This is a genomic window from Streptomyces sp. NPDC051776 (assembly GCF_040681345.1).
GTDB lineage: Bacteria > Actinomycetota > Actinomycetes > Streptomycetales > Streptomycetaceae > Streptomyces.
The window spans coordinates 17,237-33,576 of sequence record NZ_JBFAYQ010000013.1; the positions used below are offsets into that span (position 1 = coordinate 17,237).

General features: G+C 73.1%; 11 protein-coding genes. 6 read left to right on the forward strand and 5 right to left on the reverse strand.

Translation table 11 applies throughout. The annotated features are described in order from the left end of the window. The first annotated feature begins 544 nt into the window (after positions 1-544). Complete coding sequence (locus AB0M26_RS13110) at positions 545-1,777, forward strand: streptophobe family protein (protein ID WP_365259425.1); 1,233 nt, start codon at positions 545-547, stop codon at positions 1,775-1,777. Positions 1,778-1,893: 116 nt separating this feature from the next. Here AB0M26_RS13110 and AB0M26_RS13115 read toward each other — a convergent pair whose 3' ends face one another. Genes AB0M26_RS13115 through AB0M26_RS13125 form a run of 3 tightly spaced genes read right to left on the reverse strand, consistent with a single transcriptional unit; the run spans position 1,894 to position 6,284 of the window. After that, positions 1,894-2,934: a serine/threonine-protein kinase gene (locus AB0M26_RS13115; RefSeq protein WP_365259113.1), complete on the reverse strand. Its 1,041-nt coding sequence runs from the start codon at positions 2,932-2,934 to the stop codon at positions 1,894-1,896. Further along, positions 2,931-3,857 carry a hypothetical protein gene (locus AB0M26_RS13120; RefSeq protein ID WP_365259116.1) on the reverse strand — a complete coding sequence of 309 codons (927 nt, stop codon included), beginning with the start codon at positions 3,855-3,857 and terminating at the stop codon, positions 2,931-2,933. The genes AB0M26_RS13115 and AB0M26_RS13120 overlap by 4 nt, the downstream gene beginning before the upstream one ends. Before the next feature lie 33 nt (positions 3,858-3,890). After that, positions 3,891-6,284, reverse strand: a complete 2,394-nt coding sequence (locus AB0M26_RS13125) for an FHA domain-containing protein (protein WP_365259119.1) — start codon at positions 6,282-6,284, stop codon at positions 3,891-3,893. Between the two features lie 124 nt (positions 6,285-6,408). Between AB0M26_RS13125 and AB0M26_RS13130 the strand changes: the two genes are divergently transcribed. After that, positions 6,409-6,831, forward strand: coding sequence for a gamma-glutamylcyclotransferase family protein (locus AB0M26_RS13130; RefSeq protein WP_365259122.1), 423 nt, complete (start codon positions 6,409-6,411; stop codon positions 6,829-6,831). A gap of 219 nt (positions 6,832-7,050) precedes the next feature. Here the strand turns inward: AB0M26_RS13130 and AB0M26_RS13135 are convergent, their stop codons facing one another. Both AB0M26_RS13135 and AB0M26_RS13140 read right to left on the reverse strand, forming a co-directional pair. Then, positions 7,051-9,525: a molybdopterin oxidoreductase family protein gene (locus tag AB0M26_RS13135; protein WP_365259125.1), complete on the reverse strand. Its 2,475-nt coding sequence runs from the start codon at positions 9,523-9,525 to the stop codon at positions 7,051-7,053. A gap of 192 nt (positions 9,526-9,717) precedes the next feature. Beyond that, a complete protein-coding gene (locus tag AB0M26_RS13140; protein WP_365259128.1) occupies positions 9,718-10,473 on the reverse strand; it encodes an ElyC/SanA/YdcF family protein in 756 nt (251 codons plus the stop codon). A 465-nt stretch (positions 10,474-10,938) separates the two neighbouring features. Between AB0M26_RS13140 and AB0M26_RS13145 the strand changes: the two genes are divergently transcribed. The 4 genes from AB0M26_RS13145 to AB0M26_RS13160 all read left to right on the forward strand — a co-directional run bounded on the left by AB0M26_RS13145 (position 10,939) and on the right by AB0M26_RS13160 (position 16,219). Further along, positions 10,939-11,907, forward strand: coding sequence for a sirohydrochlorin chelatase (locus AB0M26_RS13145; protein ID WP_365259130.1), 969 nt, complete (start codon positions 10,939-10,941; stop codon positions 11,905-11,907). Positions 11,908-12,121: 214 nt separating this feature from the next. Next, positions 12,122-13,555, forward strand: coding sequence for a deoxyguanosinetriphosphate triphosphohydrolase (locus tag AB0M26_RS13150; protein ID WP_365259133.1), 1,434 nt, complete (start codon positions 12,122-12,124; stop codon positions 13,553-13,555). Positions 13,556-13,946: 391 nt separating this feature from the next. Continuing rightward, positions 13,947-15,221 (forward strand): FAD-dependent oxidoreductase, encoded by a 1,275-nt coding sequence (locus AB0M26_RS13155; protein ID WP_365259136.1) that lies wholly within the window; start codon positions 13,947-13,949, stop codon positions 15,219-15,221. Between the two features lie 26 nt (positions 15,222-15,247). Beyond that, positions 15,248-16,219 carry a pyridoxal-phosphate dependent enzyme gene (locus AB0M26_RS13160; RefSeq protein ID WP_365259428.1) on the forward strand — a complete coding sequence of 324 codons (972 nt, stop codon included), beginning with the start codon at positions 15,248-15,250 and terminating at the stop codon, positions 16,217-16,219. Positions 16,220-16,340 lie beyond the last annotated feature (121 nt).

Below are 16,340 nucleotides of genomic sequence, written 5' to 3' on the forward strand. Positions count from 1 at the left end.
GACCCTCGCCCCCGGGACCACCGCCCTCGCCCCCCGGTCCAGCACCGCCCGGCTCCCCGGGCCCGCCCGGAGGCTCGCCCGGTCCCGACGGCCGGGACGGCTGTGAGGGCTCCGACGGCTCCGAGGGGCGCCCCGGCTCCGTGGGACCCGAGGGACGTCCTGCCGGGCCCGACGGCTCCCCCGACGGCCTGCCGGACAGAGGTCCCGACGGCGGGCCGGTCGGCGGTTCGCCGCCCGGACCTGTGGGCGGCTCGTTGCTGTCCGAAGGCGGCTGGGACGTCACGGGCGGCTCCTCCGGGGCGTAGTGGAGGGGGAAATTGTGAGGTCTATCGATTGGATCCCGTTCGTTCCCTCCCTGCTCATTGTGTGCTCCTGCTCCACGCTCCCCGCAAGCGGTGCGGCGCCCCCGTGCTTACGGTGGATGAGAGGCGGACCAGGGCGGGATGCGCCGGAAGTCGCACGGGAGAGGGGCAGGAGGGCGGACGGTGTGAGTCGTACGCGAGAAGCCGCTCCCCCGGGCGCCACGGGGCCCGCACCGCACCCGGTGCGCCCCTGGGGGGACGCGCTCGCGGCCGTCGCCGCGGGTGTGATCACGATGTGGGTCGTCGCCACGCTCGGACTGTGGGCCGCGGGTGCCACCGACCTGCCCGGTGGGGCATTCCCGCGCGTCATCGCGGCAACCGTCGTGATCGCCGTCGGCGGCGACGTCGAACTGCACGGTGACGCCGGATTCATCGCGCAGACCAATGCAGCGCTCGACGCCGTACCCCTGTCCGTGACGCTCGCAGGTGCCCTGGCCACGGCCTTCGTCTTCCTGATCCCGCTGCGCCGCCGCGCGGTGGCCGACAGCCGCGAGGTGCTCGGACGGGTCGTCCGCGTGGCGGTCCTCTGGCTCGTGGCCCTCCTGGTGCTGGCACTCGTCGCCCGCCAGACCTTCCGCATTTCCCTCGGCGGCGGCATCGCCGAGGACATCGGCGAAGCCCTGGGCGCGGCCCCGACCGTCGGCTTCCGCGCCGAGGTCGGCCCGACGCTGGGGTTCGGCCTGCTCTGGCTGCTCGCCGTCCTGGCGCTGACCTTCCTCGTCTCCCGCCGGGCTCCCCTGCCCTCGCGACTCCTGCGCTTCCAGCAGTCCGTACGGCCGCCGGCGCACGCGATGGTCCTGCTCCTGCTCGCCTATGTCGTGATCGGGCTGGTCATCGGCCTCGTCACGCTCATCACCCACGGGCACCCGGCCGAGACGGCGGCCGTGATCCTCCTCGGCCTGCCGAACCTGGCCTGGATGGGCCTCGGGATCGGCATCGGGGGCTCGTACGACGGGCATGTCGCCGAAGGCATCGGACTGCCCATGCCGCACGTCCTCGACGAGGTGCTGCGCACCTCGGGCGGCCGGGACGCAACGCTGGACCTCGGCACGTTCGCGGAGAACGACGGCCGGGCCTGGCTGCTCGTGGCCGTGGCCGCCGTCCTGCTGCTCGCGGCCGGATTCCTGGCCGCGGCCCGCTCCCCGGCCGTTACGAAGCCCTGGCAGCACGCCGTCCGCATGGCGCTCGCCCTGGGCCTGACCATGCTGGTGATCGGGCTGCTCACCCGGATCTCCGCGCACTACGGCCTGACGGTCATCGGCGTCGGCGACCTGGGAGGGGGACTGGGCGGCGAGGTCTTCCTGCGGCCGAACTTCCTGCCACTGATCGGATTCGGGCTGCTCTGGGGCCTGGTCGCGGGCTTCCTCGGCAGCCTGCTCGCGCGCCGCGTACGCCACCCCGGCGTGGTGGAGTGAGGCTGCCGCAGCGAGCAAGCGGTCCTCGTACGGCCGACCCCGTGCCGCGCCTGCGCAGCGCAACCGGTCCACGCAACCGGTCCACGCAACCTCCCACGGGGGTGACGTGCGGCGCTCTACGTGCCGGGAATGCCGAATACCGGTGCCGCCCAGGCCGGGGGCGGAGGCGGCGGAGGTGACGGCTCCGGCCACCCGGGTCCCGGGGCTGCCAAGTCGACACGGGTCGGGGTGCGCTGCGCCGACGGAGCCGTCTCCCCGGGCCGTACGGTCCGGCCCGCCGCCCGCAGTTCGGCGACGAACTCGCGGCAGGTGCCGAACCGTTCGTCCGGCGACTTGGCCAGCGCCCTGGCCATCACCTCGTCCGCGGCGGGCGGGAGTTCGGGCCGCTCCTCGGACAGCACGGGCGGCGCGTCGTACTGGTGCGCCCACAGCAGGGCCAAGTCGTCGTCCCGGCGGAACGGTGGGACACCCGTGAGCGATTCGAAGACGACACAGGCCAGGCTGTAGATGTCGCAACGGCCGTCCACCGGGCGGCCGGAGATCTGCTCGGGCGCCACGTAGTCGAGGGTTCCCACGAACTGGCCGACCGAGGTGAAGCCGGTCAGCGACAGTGACTTCTTCGTCAGTCCGAAGTCGGTCAGATAGACGTGCTCAGGGCGGTCGGAGTCGGTGCCCTCCGCCACGAGGATGTTCCCGGGCTTCACGTCGCGGTGCACCAACTCGTGGGCGTGGGCGGCATCCAGCGCCGAGGCGACCTGGAGGGCGATCCGGCAGGCGGCCTCGATGGTCAGGGGCCCGTCCCGGTCGAGCAACGCCCGCAGGTCCTTGCCCTCGACGTACCGCATCGCGATCCAGAGCACGCCCTCCGTCTCGCCCGCCTCGAACACCGGCACGATGTGCGGATGGTCGAGGGACGCGGCCACTCGCGACTCGTGGGCGAACCGCTGCCGGAACGTGTCGTTGCGCGCGAGCTCGGGAGCGAGGAGCTTGACCGCGACCGTACGCCCGAGCCGCAGGTCCTTCGCGCGGTAGACGACGGCCATGCCGCCGCGGCCGATCTCGTGCTCCAGCAGGTACTCCGCGATCCGGCGGCCGGTCAGGCCGGATGTGTCGGGCGCGGTGTCGCGGCCGGGGGGACGGGCGCCAGGACCGGTCACCGGACATCACCGAACCGGGTCGGCGGGTGCGTGCCTCCTCGCGGTCCCTGGCCGTCGTCGTCCACCCCTCGCCCGGTCCCGGCCGGATCGTCCACGCCGGGCTGCTCGGCCTCGGGTTGGTCGGCGGGTTGGTCCATCACCTGTGTGGGTGGGGGTGGTTGGGGTTGCGCGGGGGTGTCGGTGGGTGGTGGTGCGGCCGGTGGTGGCTGCTCGGCCTCGGGTTGGTCGATCACCTGCGTGGGAGGCGGCGCCTCCGGCGCGACCCGGCCCTCCGGCCCGGAAGCCGCTGCGGCCGAAGGAGCCGACGGGGCAGACGGCGGTGCCGAGGGGTCCTCCGCGCCGGGCGGGGTCGGCGTGCTCGACGTCTCCGAGGGGCCCTCCGCGCCGGGCGGGGTCGGCGTGCTCGACGGCGTATGGCTCGCCGCGTATGTCTTCAGGGCGCCCCCGTCCGAGTAGCACCACCGCTCGTGCTGGGCGTCGTACAGCCAGACCGCCTCGCCGTCCACGACGACCCCGAACCGCAGCCCGCGCGTCCGCTGCCGGAAGGCCTCCCCGTCCGCCCCCGCGGCCAACTCCTCCGTGGCCTGACGGTACCGACGCACCTCGCGCTCCAGGCGGTCGAGCAGGGGACGCGGGTCCGCGGTACGGGCCAGGGGCTGCCCGGCGGCGGGCGGGCTCTGCGGGATGGACACCAGCAGCCGTCCGTCCACCCACGCCGCCCAGCCGTTGGAGCACAGCACATGGGCCCAGTCGCCCCGCCGGTCGACGAGCTGTACGGGCAGCAGCGGGTCCAGCGGAACCGAGGGGCGCGCCATGTCCGGCGCCGACCATGTGGCCATGCCGTCCCGCGGCACCACGTGGCTGGGGGTGAAGCCGGGCTCGGTGCCGGGCCCGGCCATGGGCGGATCGTTGGGATCGGTCATCCGGCTCACCTCCCGCGCACGCCGCCGCTTCCGCTACTTCCGCATGATGACGGGCTCATGCCTGCGCAGCAGCCGGGAGACGAGGTACCCGAACACCAGGGACAGCACGACCAGCATTCCCATGTCGAGCAGCCAGGCCGTGGCGGTGTGGTCCATGAGCGGATCCGCGGTGACCTTCTGGCCCCGCATGATCCTCTCCAGGTCGACCGTTCCCGCCATGGCGGCCAGCCCCCACCGTGCCGGTACGAGCCAGGAGAGCTGCTCGAGTCCCGCGACGCCGTCCAGTTTGATCAGCGCTCCGCAGAAGACCACCTGCACGATGGCGAGGAGGACCAGCAGCGGCATGGTGACCTCCTCCTTCCGCACCAGCGCGGAGACCACCAGGCCCAGCATCATGGCCGTGAACCCCAGGAGCGCGACGGCGAGGGTGATCTCGACCAGTGGCGGCAGGAACACCCCTTTGCCGCCGGGTGCGTTGAGGTCCACCCCGGTCAGCGCGACCATCGTCAGCACGACCGCCTGGACGATCGTGATCAGCCCCAGCACCACCACCTTGGACATCAGATACGCGGAGCGGGACAGGCCGACGGCCCGTTCCCTGCGGTAGATCGTTCTCTCCTTGACCAGCTCGCGTACGGCGTTGGCGGCGCCGGTGAGCACCGCTCCCAGACACAGGATCAGCAGCGCGTTCATCGCTTCCTGGCTGGTCAGTTCCGATCCGGCGAGGGCGTGCGCCATGGCGCCCATGATGAACGGCAGGGCGATCATGACGGCGAGGAAGGTCCGGTCGGCGGCGAGCGCGGCCGCATACCGACGGATGAGCGTGCGCAGCTGCGAGCCCCAGCTCTGCGCCTTCGGCGGGGGAACGGCGGCGTGCTCGGCGGGCGGCACGAGGTCGGGCTGCCGCGTCGCCCCCGCGATGTACTTCCGGTGCAGGTGCGAGTCGCGGTACTCGCCCGCCCAGTCCCGGTCCCCGTCCGTCTCGAAGGCCTCGAAGGCCTCGGGCCACTGGGTGAAGCCGAAGAACGGCAGTGTGTCCTCGGGCGGCCCGTAGTACGCGATCCTGCCGCCCGGTGCGAGCACCAGCAGCCGGTCGCACACGTCCAGACTCAGCACGCTGTGCGTGACCACGATGACCGTACGGCCGTCGTCCGCGAGGCCGCGCAGCATGTGCATCACCGAACGATCCATGCCCGGGTCGAGGCCGGACGTCGGCTCGTCCAGGAACAGCAGGGACGGCTTGGTCAGCAGTTCCAGCGCCACGCTCACACGCTTGCGCTGCCCGCCGGAAAGGCTGTGGATGGGCTGGTCGACCCGCTGGTCCAGGCCGAGTTCGTGGATCACCTCGTCGACCCTCGCCTGGCGCTCGGCCTTGGCGGTGTCGTCGGGGAAGCGGAGCCGGGCGGCATAGCCGAGGGCCCGGCGCACCGTGAGCTGCGCGTGCAGGATGTCGTCCTGCGGCACCAACCCGATGCGCTGCCGCAGCTCCGCGTAGTCCCGGTACAGATCCCGGCCGTCGTAGAGCACGGTGCCCGTGTCCGCGGGGCGCAGCCCGGTCAGCGCGTTGAGGAGCGTCGACTTGCCCGAGCCGCTGGGGCCGACGACGGCGAGCAGGCACTTCTCGCTCACCGGGAACGAGACGTGGTCCAGCAGCGTCTTGCGGCCCCTGTCGACCCGAACGGCCAAGTCCTGCACGTCGAGCGAGACCTCACCGGTGTCGACGTACTCCTGGAGTTCGTCCCCGACCAGGCAGAACGCGGAGTGGCCGATGCCGACGATGTCGCCCTGCTCGACACGGGCTCGCTGGACCGGCTGGCCGTTGAGATACGTGCCGTTGTGGCTGCCGAGATCGACGATCTCGTAGCCGCCGGGCGCACCCGGGGTGGGGGGTACGGCACCCGCGGCGGGTTCGGGGAGGGCCCGCAGCTCTGCGTGGCGGCGGGAGACCACCAGGTCGTCGATGACCAGGTCGTTGTCCGCGGCCCGGCCGATACGGATCGTCCGGGAGGGCAGCGGGCGTATGGCCGACGGCCGGCGGAAGGTGCTGGTGCCGCCGGGATGGGAGACCGCGGAAGGGCGCTGGACCCGCGTCGGGGCCGCCGGACGGGTACGGGCGCTGAGGACCGCGCAGGGGCCGTCGGCCGGGTTGCCGAAGCGGATGACGCTGCCGGCGCCGACGCCGGACTGGTCGACACGGCGGCCATCGGCGTACGTACCGTTGGTGCTGCCCTCGTCCTCGAGGGTCCAGTGGCCCTCATCGGGCCGCAACACCGCGTGATGCCAGGAGACCCTGGAGTCGCTGAACACGATGTCGCTCGCCGGATCACGCCCTACGTGGTAGGACCGGCCGGGACTCATGACGTGGGAGTCGCCGTCGGCTTCGAGGACCAGTTCGGGCGCGGAGGGTGCGACCGGTCGCTGTCCCATGTCATGAATTTTACGGCGGGAGCCGGTCGCACGCCTTGTGGAGAGGCGTTGCACGCCCGGTCGCAGGCGGGAGGGTGTCTCGGGGCGGCGGGCGATGGGTGAAAGGCGGGAGAAGGGAGTTGGGGTGACGGTGGAGCGGTTGCGACTGCCCTTCTTCGTCTACGGGACGCTGCGTCCGGGCCGGGAGAACCACGACCTGTATCTGCGCGGACGCACCGCGGAGGAGCGGCCCGCACTGCTGCGCGGAGCGGTGATGTACGAGGGGCCGGGGTGGCCGTACGCGGTGGCGGAGCCCGGCGGCGAGATCCACGGCGAGCTGATCACTCCCGCGACCGAGCACTACGACGCGCTGCTCGTGGCCCTGGACAGGCTGGAGGACTACGCGCCGGGGGATCCCGCCAACATCTACGAGCGCGTCGCCCGTGAGGTGATCCTGGGCGATGGCGAGGCCACGGGCGCCTGGGTCTACCTGGCCGCGGAACCGGTGGCGAGGCGGCTCCGTGCCTCGGGCACGCTGGTGCCGGGCGGGGACTGGGTGTCCTGCTGACCATTGCGAGCGGCCGGCCGGTGGTGGTGCGGGAGCGGCGCCGACTCCGGGGGAGCGGCGGTCGTGCGTGCTGCGGAGACGGCTGGTCGGCCGGGCTGTGGAGGGGCGGTCGGTCGCGTCAGGCACTCGGCGGCAGTGGTAGTGCGGGTTGCGGAGCGGCGGTCGTGCGTGCTGCGGAGGGGGCCGGTCGGCCGGGCTGTGGAGGGGCGGTCGGTCGCGTCAGGCACTCGGCTGCGGGACCGTCGAGGCCCCGGCGACCGGCTGCCCCTCCGGCGTCCCGGCGGCGGCCGGGACCGGCTCCACGCGAACCGCGCAGACTTTGAACTCCGGCATCCGTGAAGTCGGGTCCAGTGCCGGGTTGGTGAGGGTGTTGGCACGGCCGGGGCCGGGCCAGTGGAAGGGCATGAAGACCGTGTCGGGGCGGATGGCGCGGGTGACCCGGGCCGGGGCGACGGCCCGGCCGCGCCGCGAGACCACCGCCACCGGGTCGCCCTCGTCCACCCCCACGCGCGCGGCAAGTTCCGGATGCAGCTCCACGAAGGGGCCGGGGGCAGCCGCGTTGAGCTCCTCGACCCGCCGGGTCTGCGCGCCCGACTGGTACTGCGAGACCACCCGGCCGGTGGTCAGCAGCACCGGGTAGTCCTCGTCGGCCTCTTCGGCGGAGGCACGGTGGGTGACGGGTACGAACCGGGCCCGGCCGTCCTCGGTCGCGAACCGGTCGAGGAAGAGACGTGGCGTGCCCGGGTGGCCTCCCTTCCGCACCGCGGTGCCCCGACGGCCGGTCTGCTCGGCGCCGTGGTCATCGGCCGGGCCGCCTAGGGGCGAGGTGTCGTCCGAGGGCGAGGCGCCGTCGCGGGACCGGGCTGTGGCGGGCAGCGGAGGGCCGTCGCCGGGCCGCGCGTGGCCGCCGGGTTGCGTGGAGTCGTCCGGCAGAGCGCGATCGTCCGGCAGTGAACGGTCGGCCGGCAGTGAACCATCGTCCGGCAGTGAACGATCGTCCGGCAGCGCCCCGAGCGGTGCTCCCTCATCGGGCTCGCCCCCGTCGGTCTCCGGGCAGGGCCAGAACACGCCGTCCTCCTCCGCGATCCGGCGATACGTGATGCCGGAGTAGTCGGCAGGGCCACCCGCGGAGGCGCGGCGCAACTCGGCGAAGACCTCCTCCGGGTCCGTGGGGAAGCCCTTTTCCCAACCCAGGCGGGAGGCAAGGCCGTTCAGTACCTCCAGGTCCGTCCGTACACCCGGCGGCGGCGTGATGGCCCGCCGGCGCAGCAGCACTCGGCCCTCGAGGTTCGTCGTGGTCCCGGTCTCCTCGGCCCACTGCGTCACCGGCAGTACGACGTCGGCGAGTCGGGCCGTCTCCGACAGGACGACGTCGGCGACGGCGAGGAAGTCCAGGGAGCGGATGCGTTCCTCGATGTGGGAGGCGCGCGGGGCGGACACCACCGGGTTGGACCCCATCAGCAGGAGCGCCTTCACGTCCCCGCCGAGTGTGTCCAGCAGTTCGTACGCGCTGCGTCCCGGGCCGGGCAGGGCACCGGGGTCCACGCCCCACACCTCGGCCACGTGGGCGCGTGCCGCGGGATCGCTGAGCTTGCGGTACCCGGGCAACTGGTCGGCCTTCTGGCCGTGTTCACGGCCGCCCTGCCCATTGCCCTGCCCGGTAAGACAGCCGTAGCCGGACAGGGGCCGCCCGGCGCGGCCCGTTGCCAGGCACAGATTGATCCAGGCGCCGACCGTGTCCGTGCCCTTCGACTGCTGCTCCGGACCGCGCGCGGTGAGCACCATCGACGACGGCGCGTCGCAGAACAGGGCCACCGCCGCGCGCAGGTCCGGCAGCGGCACGCCGGTGATCCGCTCCACCAGTTCGGGCCAGTGCGCCATGGCGGCGGCACGAGCCTCCGGCCAGTTGGTCGTACGCGCCGCCACGAACTCCTCGTCCACCCTCCCCTCGGCGACCACCAGATGCAGCAGGCCCAGGGCGAGGGCGAGGTCAGTGCCGGGGCGGGGGGCGAGATGCAGGTCGGCCTGCTCGGCCGTACGGGTGCGGCGCGGATCGACGACGACCAGCTTGCCCCCGTTCTCCTTGAGTTCGGTGAGGTAGCGGAGGGCGGGCGGCATCGTCTCGGCGAGGTTGGAGCCGACGAGGACGACACAGCCGCTCCGGGGGATGTCGGCCATCGGAAAGGGCAGCCCGCGGTCCAGGCCGAAGGCCCTCTGGTGGGCGGCGGCGGCCGAGGACATGCAGAAGCGGCCGTTGTAGTCGATCTGGGAGGTGCTCAGCACGACGCGTGCGAACTTGCCCAGCGCGTACGCCTTTTCGTTGGTCAGCCCGCCGCCGCCGAAGACACCGACCGCGTCGGCGCCGTGCTCCGCGCGCGTGCGGACGAGACCTTCGGCGACCCGGTCCAGCGCCTCCTCCCACGTGGCGGGCTCCAGTTCTCCCGTGGCGCGGCGACGGACCAGCGGCTCGGTCAGGCGCACCCGGGAGGAGAGCACGGCAGGAGCGGTGCGGCCCTTTCCGCACAGCGCGCCCCGGTTGACGGGGAACGCGGTCCGCTCCACCACCTCCACGCCGACGCTGTCCGCCTCCGGTCGCAGCGCCATGCCGCACTGCAGCGCGCAGTACGGACAATGCGTGTCGACGGGGGCGGCTGCGCGTGCCCTGGGGGCTGCGGGTGTGGTGGCGCTGGGCATGCACCCCAGCGTGCGTCGGCGGTGTTACGGGAGGTGCCCCTCCGCGTTACGCGCGCCGCACGGCCACCTCAGCACCGGAGGCACGCCACGGTGAGGTCGCCCACCGCGCCCCCTGAGCAGCACCGGAACCTCCCGGAGGTCGCTCCGGCGGACCGGCGTCCAGTGTGTGCGCAATGGGCCGACCGCCATGCGTCAACCTCCCAGTGCCTGCGCCACGCCCGGCTCCTGCGGGCCGAGGAAGTGCGGATCGGGCCGGACGGTGGCGTCGAGTGCGGCCTTGCCCGCGGCGGCGAGCTCCCTGACTCCGCCGTACCACCAGGTCACGTCCCGCCGTTCGGCCACGCTCACGCCGTACGCGTCGAGGCCCGCCGTCTCGCACAGCGCCAGCGCCCGCCGTATGTGGAAACCCTGGCTGATCAGCAAGGCCCGGTCGACGCCGAAGATCCGCTTCGCCCGCGCGCACGAGTCCCAGGTGTCGAACCCGGCATAGTCGCTGACGATCCGGCCGTCCGGTACGCCGCGTGCCGTGAGGTAGCCGCGCATCGCATCCGGCTCGTCGTAGTCGGTGCGGCTGTTGTCGCCCGTCACCAGCACCACGCGGATCCGCCCGGCCCGGTACAGCTCCGCCGCAGCGTCCAGCCGGTGGGCGAGGTACGGCGACGGCCGACTCCCGTTCAGACCGGCGCCGAAGACGAGGCCCACGGGTGCCGCGGGTGCGTCCGCAACGGTGCGCACCCGCTCCGCCGCCGTCGCGTTCATCCACGTCGCGGGAAGAAGGGCCAGGACGCAGCCCAGCATCACCGCCTGCACCGCGCGCCGTCTGCCCTGCCGCGTCCGAGGCAGGCGCAACCGCCCGGGCCGCAGCAGCGGCCACGGGAGCCGCAGCAGTCGCGGCAGTCCCGTATGCAGTGTGCGCGCGGCCCGGGCCCTCGGCCGGAGCCTCTCCATGGCACCCCCCTGGTCGTCCGTTCCCCCAACTCCTTCGACGATCAGGCGGGCCCAAGGGTTCTCCGAACGGACGCCCGGTTCGCGAGAACACCCGGACGAGTGACTCCGAGGAGGGAAGTCGACGGGAGAGCCGACCAGGCGAGCAGGCAAGGAAGCCGACCAGGCGAGCTGGCAAGGAAGCCGAACAGGGGAGCTGGCAAGGAAGCCGAACAGGGGAGCCGACCGGGGCTTGTGCCGACGCGCGTCCGGCACCGACGACGCCGTGACCTCGACGCGCGGCCGGCGCCGGCCCACGACATCTCCGCGAGACCTGCCGCCCCGTGAGCCCCCCGACATCACACGTCACGCCGACGCAACGGCCCGGCAATACCCGCTCGCCAGAATCTCCGCATGACGGCGTCGACACCACCTCACGGCCCGGTCCCGCCCGGAACAACCCCCCGCCTCGACAGCACGGCGCAGCTCATGAACCAGATAACGGCCCACCTCGGCGACCGCCTCCTGATCGCCGGCACACGCAGTCTCCACCGCCCGCACGGAGACCGCCCGCACGGAGACCGCCCGCACGGAGACCGCCCGCACGGAGACCGCCCGAACGGAGACCGCCCGAACGGAGTCCGCGCCCACGGAAACCTCCCCCACGGAGCCAGGAGGCGCTCCCGGCCCCCGACGCTCGTCGCCGTCGCTCACGGCAGCCGTAACCCGAGGGCGCGCGACACCGTCCTCGCGCTCCTCGAACTCGTCCGCGCCCTGCGCCCCGGCCTGCCGGTCCGGCTCGGGCACATCGAGCTCAACGAACCACTCCTGTCCGGGACTCTCGCCGAACTGCGCGGCGACGCCGTACTCGTACCGCTGCTGTTCGGCCGCGGCCATCACGTCAAACACGACATCCCCCAAGCCGTCGCCGATGCTCCGCACCTGCGCGCGCGGACCGCCGCGTCCCTCGGCCCGCATCCGCTGCTCGCCGAGGCCCTGGACGCGCGGCTCGCCGAAGCCGGATGGCGGGCACCGGGCCGTCCCGGGGCACGCGCCCGCAGCGCCGTGGTGCTGGCGGCCGCGGGTTCCCGCGACCCCGACTCCGCCGCGGACACCGCACGCACGGCCGTACTGCTCGGCACCAGGCTCGGGGGCGTGCCCGTACTGCCCGCCTACGCGTCGGCGGCCGCCCCCACCGTGCCGGAAGCGGTGGCGGCACTGCGCGCCTCCGGCCGGGACCGCATCGCCGTCGCCTCGTGCTTCACGGCCCCCGGCCGGTTCTCCGCGCAGTGCGCGGAAAAGGCCCCGGGCGTCGCCGCCGGGCCGCTCGGCGCGCACCCCGCGCTCGCGCGGCTCGTCCTGCACCGTTACGACGAAGCGCTCGCCGCGCAGGCAGGTGTTCCCGGCGCCGCGGCAGAGCAACACCTCGCGGGAGCCGCGCGCCTCGTCTCCGCCTGAGCCCTGCATCTCGCCTCCGCCGGCCTACGGACCTCGTCTCCGCCTGAGCCACGGAGCCGTCCACGGAGCCGCCCAGGATCCGCCACGGACCCGCCCCACGGACCCTCCGGCACCGGATGCGCCGCTCCCATCCACGCCGAGGTCCCCGTCCCACCACCGTCCCTCTCTCGCCTTCTACGCCCGCCCCTGCGGCCATGCCCGCCCCCTGCCGTCCATGCCCGCCCCCTGCCGTCCCAGCCCCGGCTCCTCGTTCCCTCCCGGCCCGCCCGCCCCGCCCGGTGGCCGGTCCGGTTACGGTCCCTGTATGGCAGGCAACAACCGGACCGACGCACCCACCGCGTACGACGACCGCTCCGCGCGCTCCCCGCAGGACCTGCGGCCATACGGCGAAGCGGATACCGAGCGCTGGGCGCCCGAGCCGGACAAGCGCCCCGGCCGTACCGCCTTCCAGCGCGACCGGGCCCGCGTCCTGCACTCCGCCGCGCTGCGCCGCCTTGCGGGGAAGACCCAGGTGGTCACCCCGGGCCAGCAGTCCATCGGGTGGGACGCGAGTCCCCGCACCCGGCTGACCCACTCCCTCGAGTGCGCCCAGGTGGGCCGTGAACTCGGCGCCGCGCTCGGCTGCGACCCGGACCTCGTCGAGACCGCCTGCCTGGCCCACGACCTCGGCCACCCGCCGTTCGGCCACAACGGCGAGCACGTCCTCAACGAAATCGCCAAGGACTGCGGCGGATTCGAAGGGAACGCGCAGTCGCTGCGCCTCCTCGGACGCCTCGAACCCAAGCGCTTCGCGGAGCGCGACGGAGGCGGCGGACCGGTCAGCGTCGGGCTCAACCTGACCCGCGCCGCCCTGGACGCCGCCACCAAGTACCCCTGGCCGCGCGGAGGGCACCCGACCGACCCGGACTCCCCGAAGTTCGGGGTCTACGAGGACGACCTGCCCCTGTTCACCTGGCTGCGTCACGGCGCCCCGGATCACCGGCGGTGCTTCGAGGCACAGGTGATGGACTGGTCCGACGACGTGGCCTACTCCGTCCATGACATCGAGGACGGCCTGCACGCCGGACACCTCGACCCCAACCTGCTCCTCGCCGAGCCCGAGCGCCGCCGGATCTTCGCCTGCGCCGCCGCCCGCTACGCCCCGCCCGGCACCGAGCAGGACGAGCTCGCCGAGGCTCTGGACCGGCTGACCGACCAGGAATGGTGGCCGCACGGCTACGACGGTTCCGCTGTGGCCCAGGCTCGCCTGAAGGACGCCACCAGCCAGCTCATCGGACGGTTCTGTCTCGCCGCGGAGGGCGCGACGCGCCATGCGTACGGAAGCGGCAGGCTCACCCGGTACGCCGCCGAACTCGTCGTCCCCCGGACCGCACGGCTGGAGTGCGCCGTGCTCAAGGCGGTCGCCGACCTGTACGTGATGCAGCGCGCGGAACAGGAGCGGGTGCGTGCCGGGCAGCGGATCGTTCTGGCCGAACTGGCCGAGGCGCTCGGCGCCCGTGCGCCCGACGGCCTCGACCCGCAGTACCGGGCGCTGCACGCGGCCGCACCCGACGACCGTGCGCGTCAGCGGGTCGTCGTCGACCAGATCGCCGCGCTCACCGACGTGTCGGCGCGCAACCTGCACGCCCGGATGACGAACGGGGGGTGAAAACCCCGTCTCACGGAACGGGGCGCGGGTGCGGATCCCGCGGGCCGTACGGGCCCACCCGTCCGCACGCGTGCATCGTCCTTACGCGGAGTTCACGGCCGGACGCGGAGCTTCGTCCTTGGGTGGAGCCTGCTCCGGCGCCGCACCACCCGGGTACACGAAGGGACGAGCAGTGTCACCGGCAGAACGGCACGCGACACGACGACCGGGAGCACTCCAGCACGCGGCCGAAACAGCACCCTGGAGATCGCCCGGATCAGGGCACGAGGCAACGTCCGGAGGGGCGGAGTCCCTCTTCCCGCGGCACGCCCCGTGCGGGAGGCTCGCTTGAGGCGAGCGGAGCGGGGGACCATGGACACAGGCTTAGGGCCCAGTAGCGAGGAGGCACCAAGTGGTCGACGCTAATCAGACGTTCGTCATCGTCGGAGGGGGGCTGGCGGGAGCCAAAGCCGCCGAGACCCTGCGCGCGGAGGGGTTCACGGGACGGGTCATCCTCATCTGCGACGAGCGCGACCACCCCTATGAGCGGCCGCCGTTGTCCAAGGGCTACCTCACCGGCTCCGACGAGCGCGACAGCGTCTTCGTACACGAGCCCGCCTGGTACGCACAGGCCGAGATCGAACTCCACCTCGGCCAGCCCGCCGTTCAGCTCGACCGCGGCACGAAGGCCGTGACCTTGGGCGACGGCACCCGCGTCCATTACGACAAGCTGCTCCTCGCCACCGGCGCAGAGCCGCGCCGCCTGGACATCCCCGGCACCGACCTCGCGGGCGTCCACCATCTGCGCAGGCTCGCCCACGCCGACCGGCTGCGCGGCGTCCTCGCGTCTCTCGGAAGGGACAACGGCCACCTGGTCATCGCGGGCGCGGGCTGGATCGGCCTCGAAGTGGCCGCGGCCGCCCGGGGTTACGGCGCCGAGGTCACGATCGTCGAACCCGAACCGACGCCTCTGCACACCATTCTCGGACCCGAGCTCGGTTCGCTCTTCACGGATCTGCACCGTGAGCACGGCGTCCGCTTCCACTTCGGCGCCCGGCTGACCGACATCACCGGGCAGGACGGCATGGTGCTCGCCGCCTGTACCGACGACGGGGAGGAACACCCCGCGCACAGCGTGCTCGCCGCCATCGGCGCAGCACCCCGTACCGGCCTCGCCGACTCCGCGGGCCTGGCCCTGGCCGACCGGGCGCACGGCGGCGGCGTTCTCGTGGACACCTCGTTGCGCACCTCCGACCCGGACATCTACGCCGCGGGCGACGTCGCCGCGGCCGAGCACCCGCTCTTCGCCACCCGTATCCGCGTCGAGCACTGGGCCAATGCGCTGAACGGCGGCCCCGCGGCCGCCCGCGCCATGCTCGGCCGCCAGGTGACGTACGACAGGGTTCCGTACTTCTTCTCCGACCAGTACGACGTCGGGCTGGAGTACTCGGGATGGGCACCCCCCGGCTCCTACGACCAGGTGCTGCTGCGCGGTGACGCCACCAAGCGCGAGTTCATCGCCTTCTGGCTGAGCGAGGGGCGCGTTCTGGCGGGCATGAACGTCAACGTGTGGGACGTGACCGAGCCCATCCAACTGCTGATCCGCTCCGGGCAGCGCGTCGACCCCGATGGCCTCGCCGATCCCAGCGTTCCCCTCGGCGCGCTCGTCCGGGACCAGGGCGCCTGATGGAACAGCCGAAGGGACAGGACGTCATGGACACGGCACCACCCGTCGTCACCCTCGACGACGTCCGGGACGCCGCCGACCGGATCAAGGGAGTGGCGCACCGCACGCCGGTGCTGCGCTCCCGGACGCTCGACCGGCTCATCGGTGCCGAGACGTTCCTCAAGTGCGAGAACTTCCAGCGCGTGGGCGCATTCAAGTTCCGCGGCGCGTACAACGCGGTCTCCCGGCTGTCGCCCGCCCAACTGAGCCGCGGAGTCGCCGCGTACTCCTCGGGCAACCACGCCCAGGCGGTGGCACTGGCCGCCCGCGAGGCCGGGAGCACCGCCGTCATCGTCATGCCCGAGGACACGCCCGAGTCCAAGGTCGCGGCGACCGCCGGCTACGGGGCCGAGATCGTCCGCTACGACCGGTACACCGGAGATCGCGCCGCCATCGCCCGGGAACTGGCGGCGGAGCGCGGTCTCGCGCTCATCCCGCCGTACGAGCATCCGCATGTGATGGCCGGGCAGGGCACGGCCGGTCTCGAGTTGCTGGAGGAGACCGGGGAACTCGGCGCGCTTCTCGTGCCGGTCGGCGGTGGCGGACTGATGGCCGGATGTGCCACGGCCGCGACCGCGCTCCGCCCCGGCATTCGCATGATCGGGGTGGAGCCGGAGGCGGGGGACGACACCAAGCGGTCGCTGGAGTCCGGGCACCGGGTGAGCGTCCCCGTGCCGCGTACCATCGCCGACGGGCAGGCGGTGGACTCACCAGGGGAGTTGACGTTCTCGGTCAACCGGCGCCTGGTCGAGGACATTCTGCTCGTCAGCGACGAGGAGATCCGGGCCGCGATGGGGCTGGCTTTCGAACGGCTGAAGATCGTCGTCGAGCCCAGCGGCGCCACGGGCCTCGCCGCGCTGCTGTCGGGCAAGCTGGCACCGCTGCCGTCCCGCGTGGGCGTGGTGCTCTCCGGCGGCAACATCGGACTGCCGCGTTTCCTGGAATTGATGAACGGCTGACGGGCGTGCGGGAGTCGCTCAGTGGTGGTCTGCCGCCATGGGTCGTGCGCCCGCGTAGGTGGTCTGCCGCCATGGGTTGTGTGCCCGCGTAGGTGGTCTGCCGCCATGGGTTGTGTGCCGT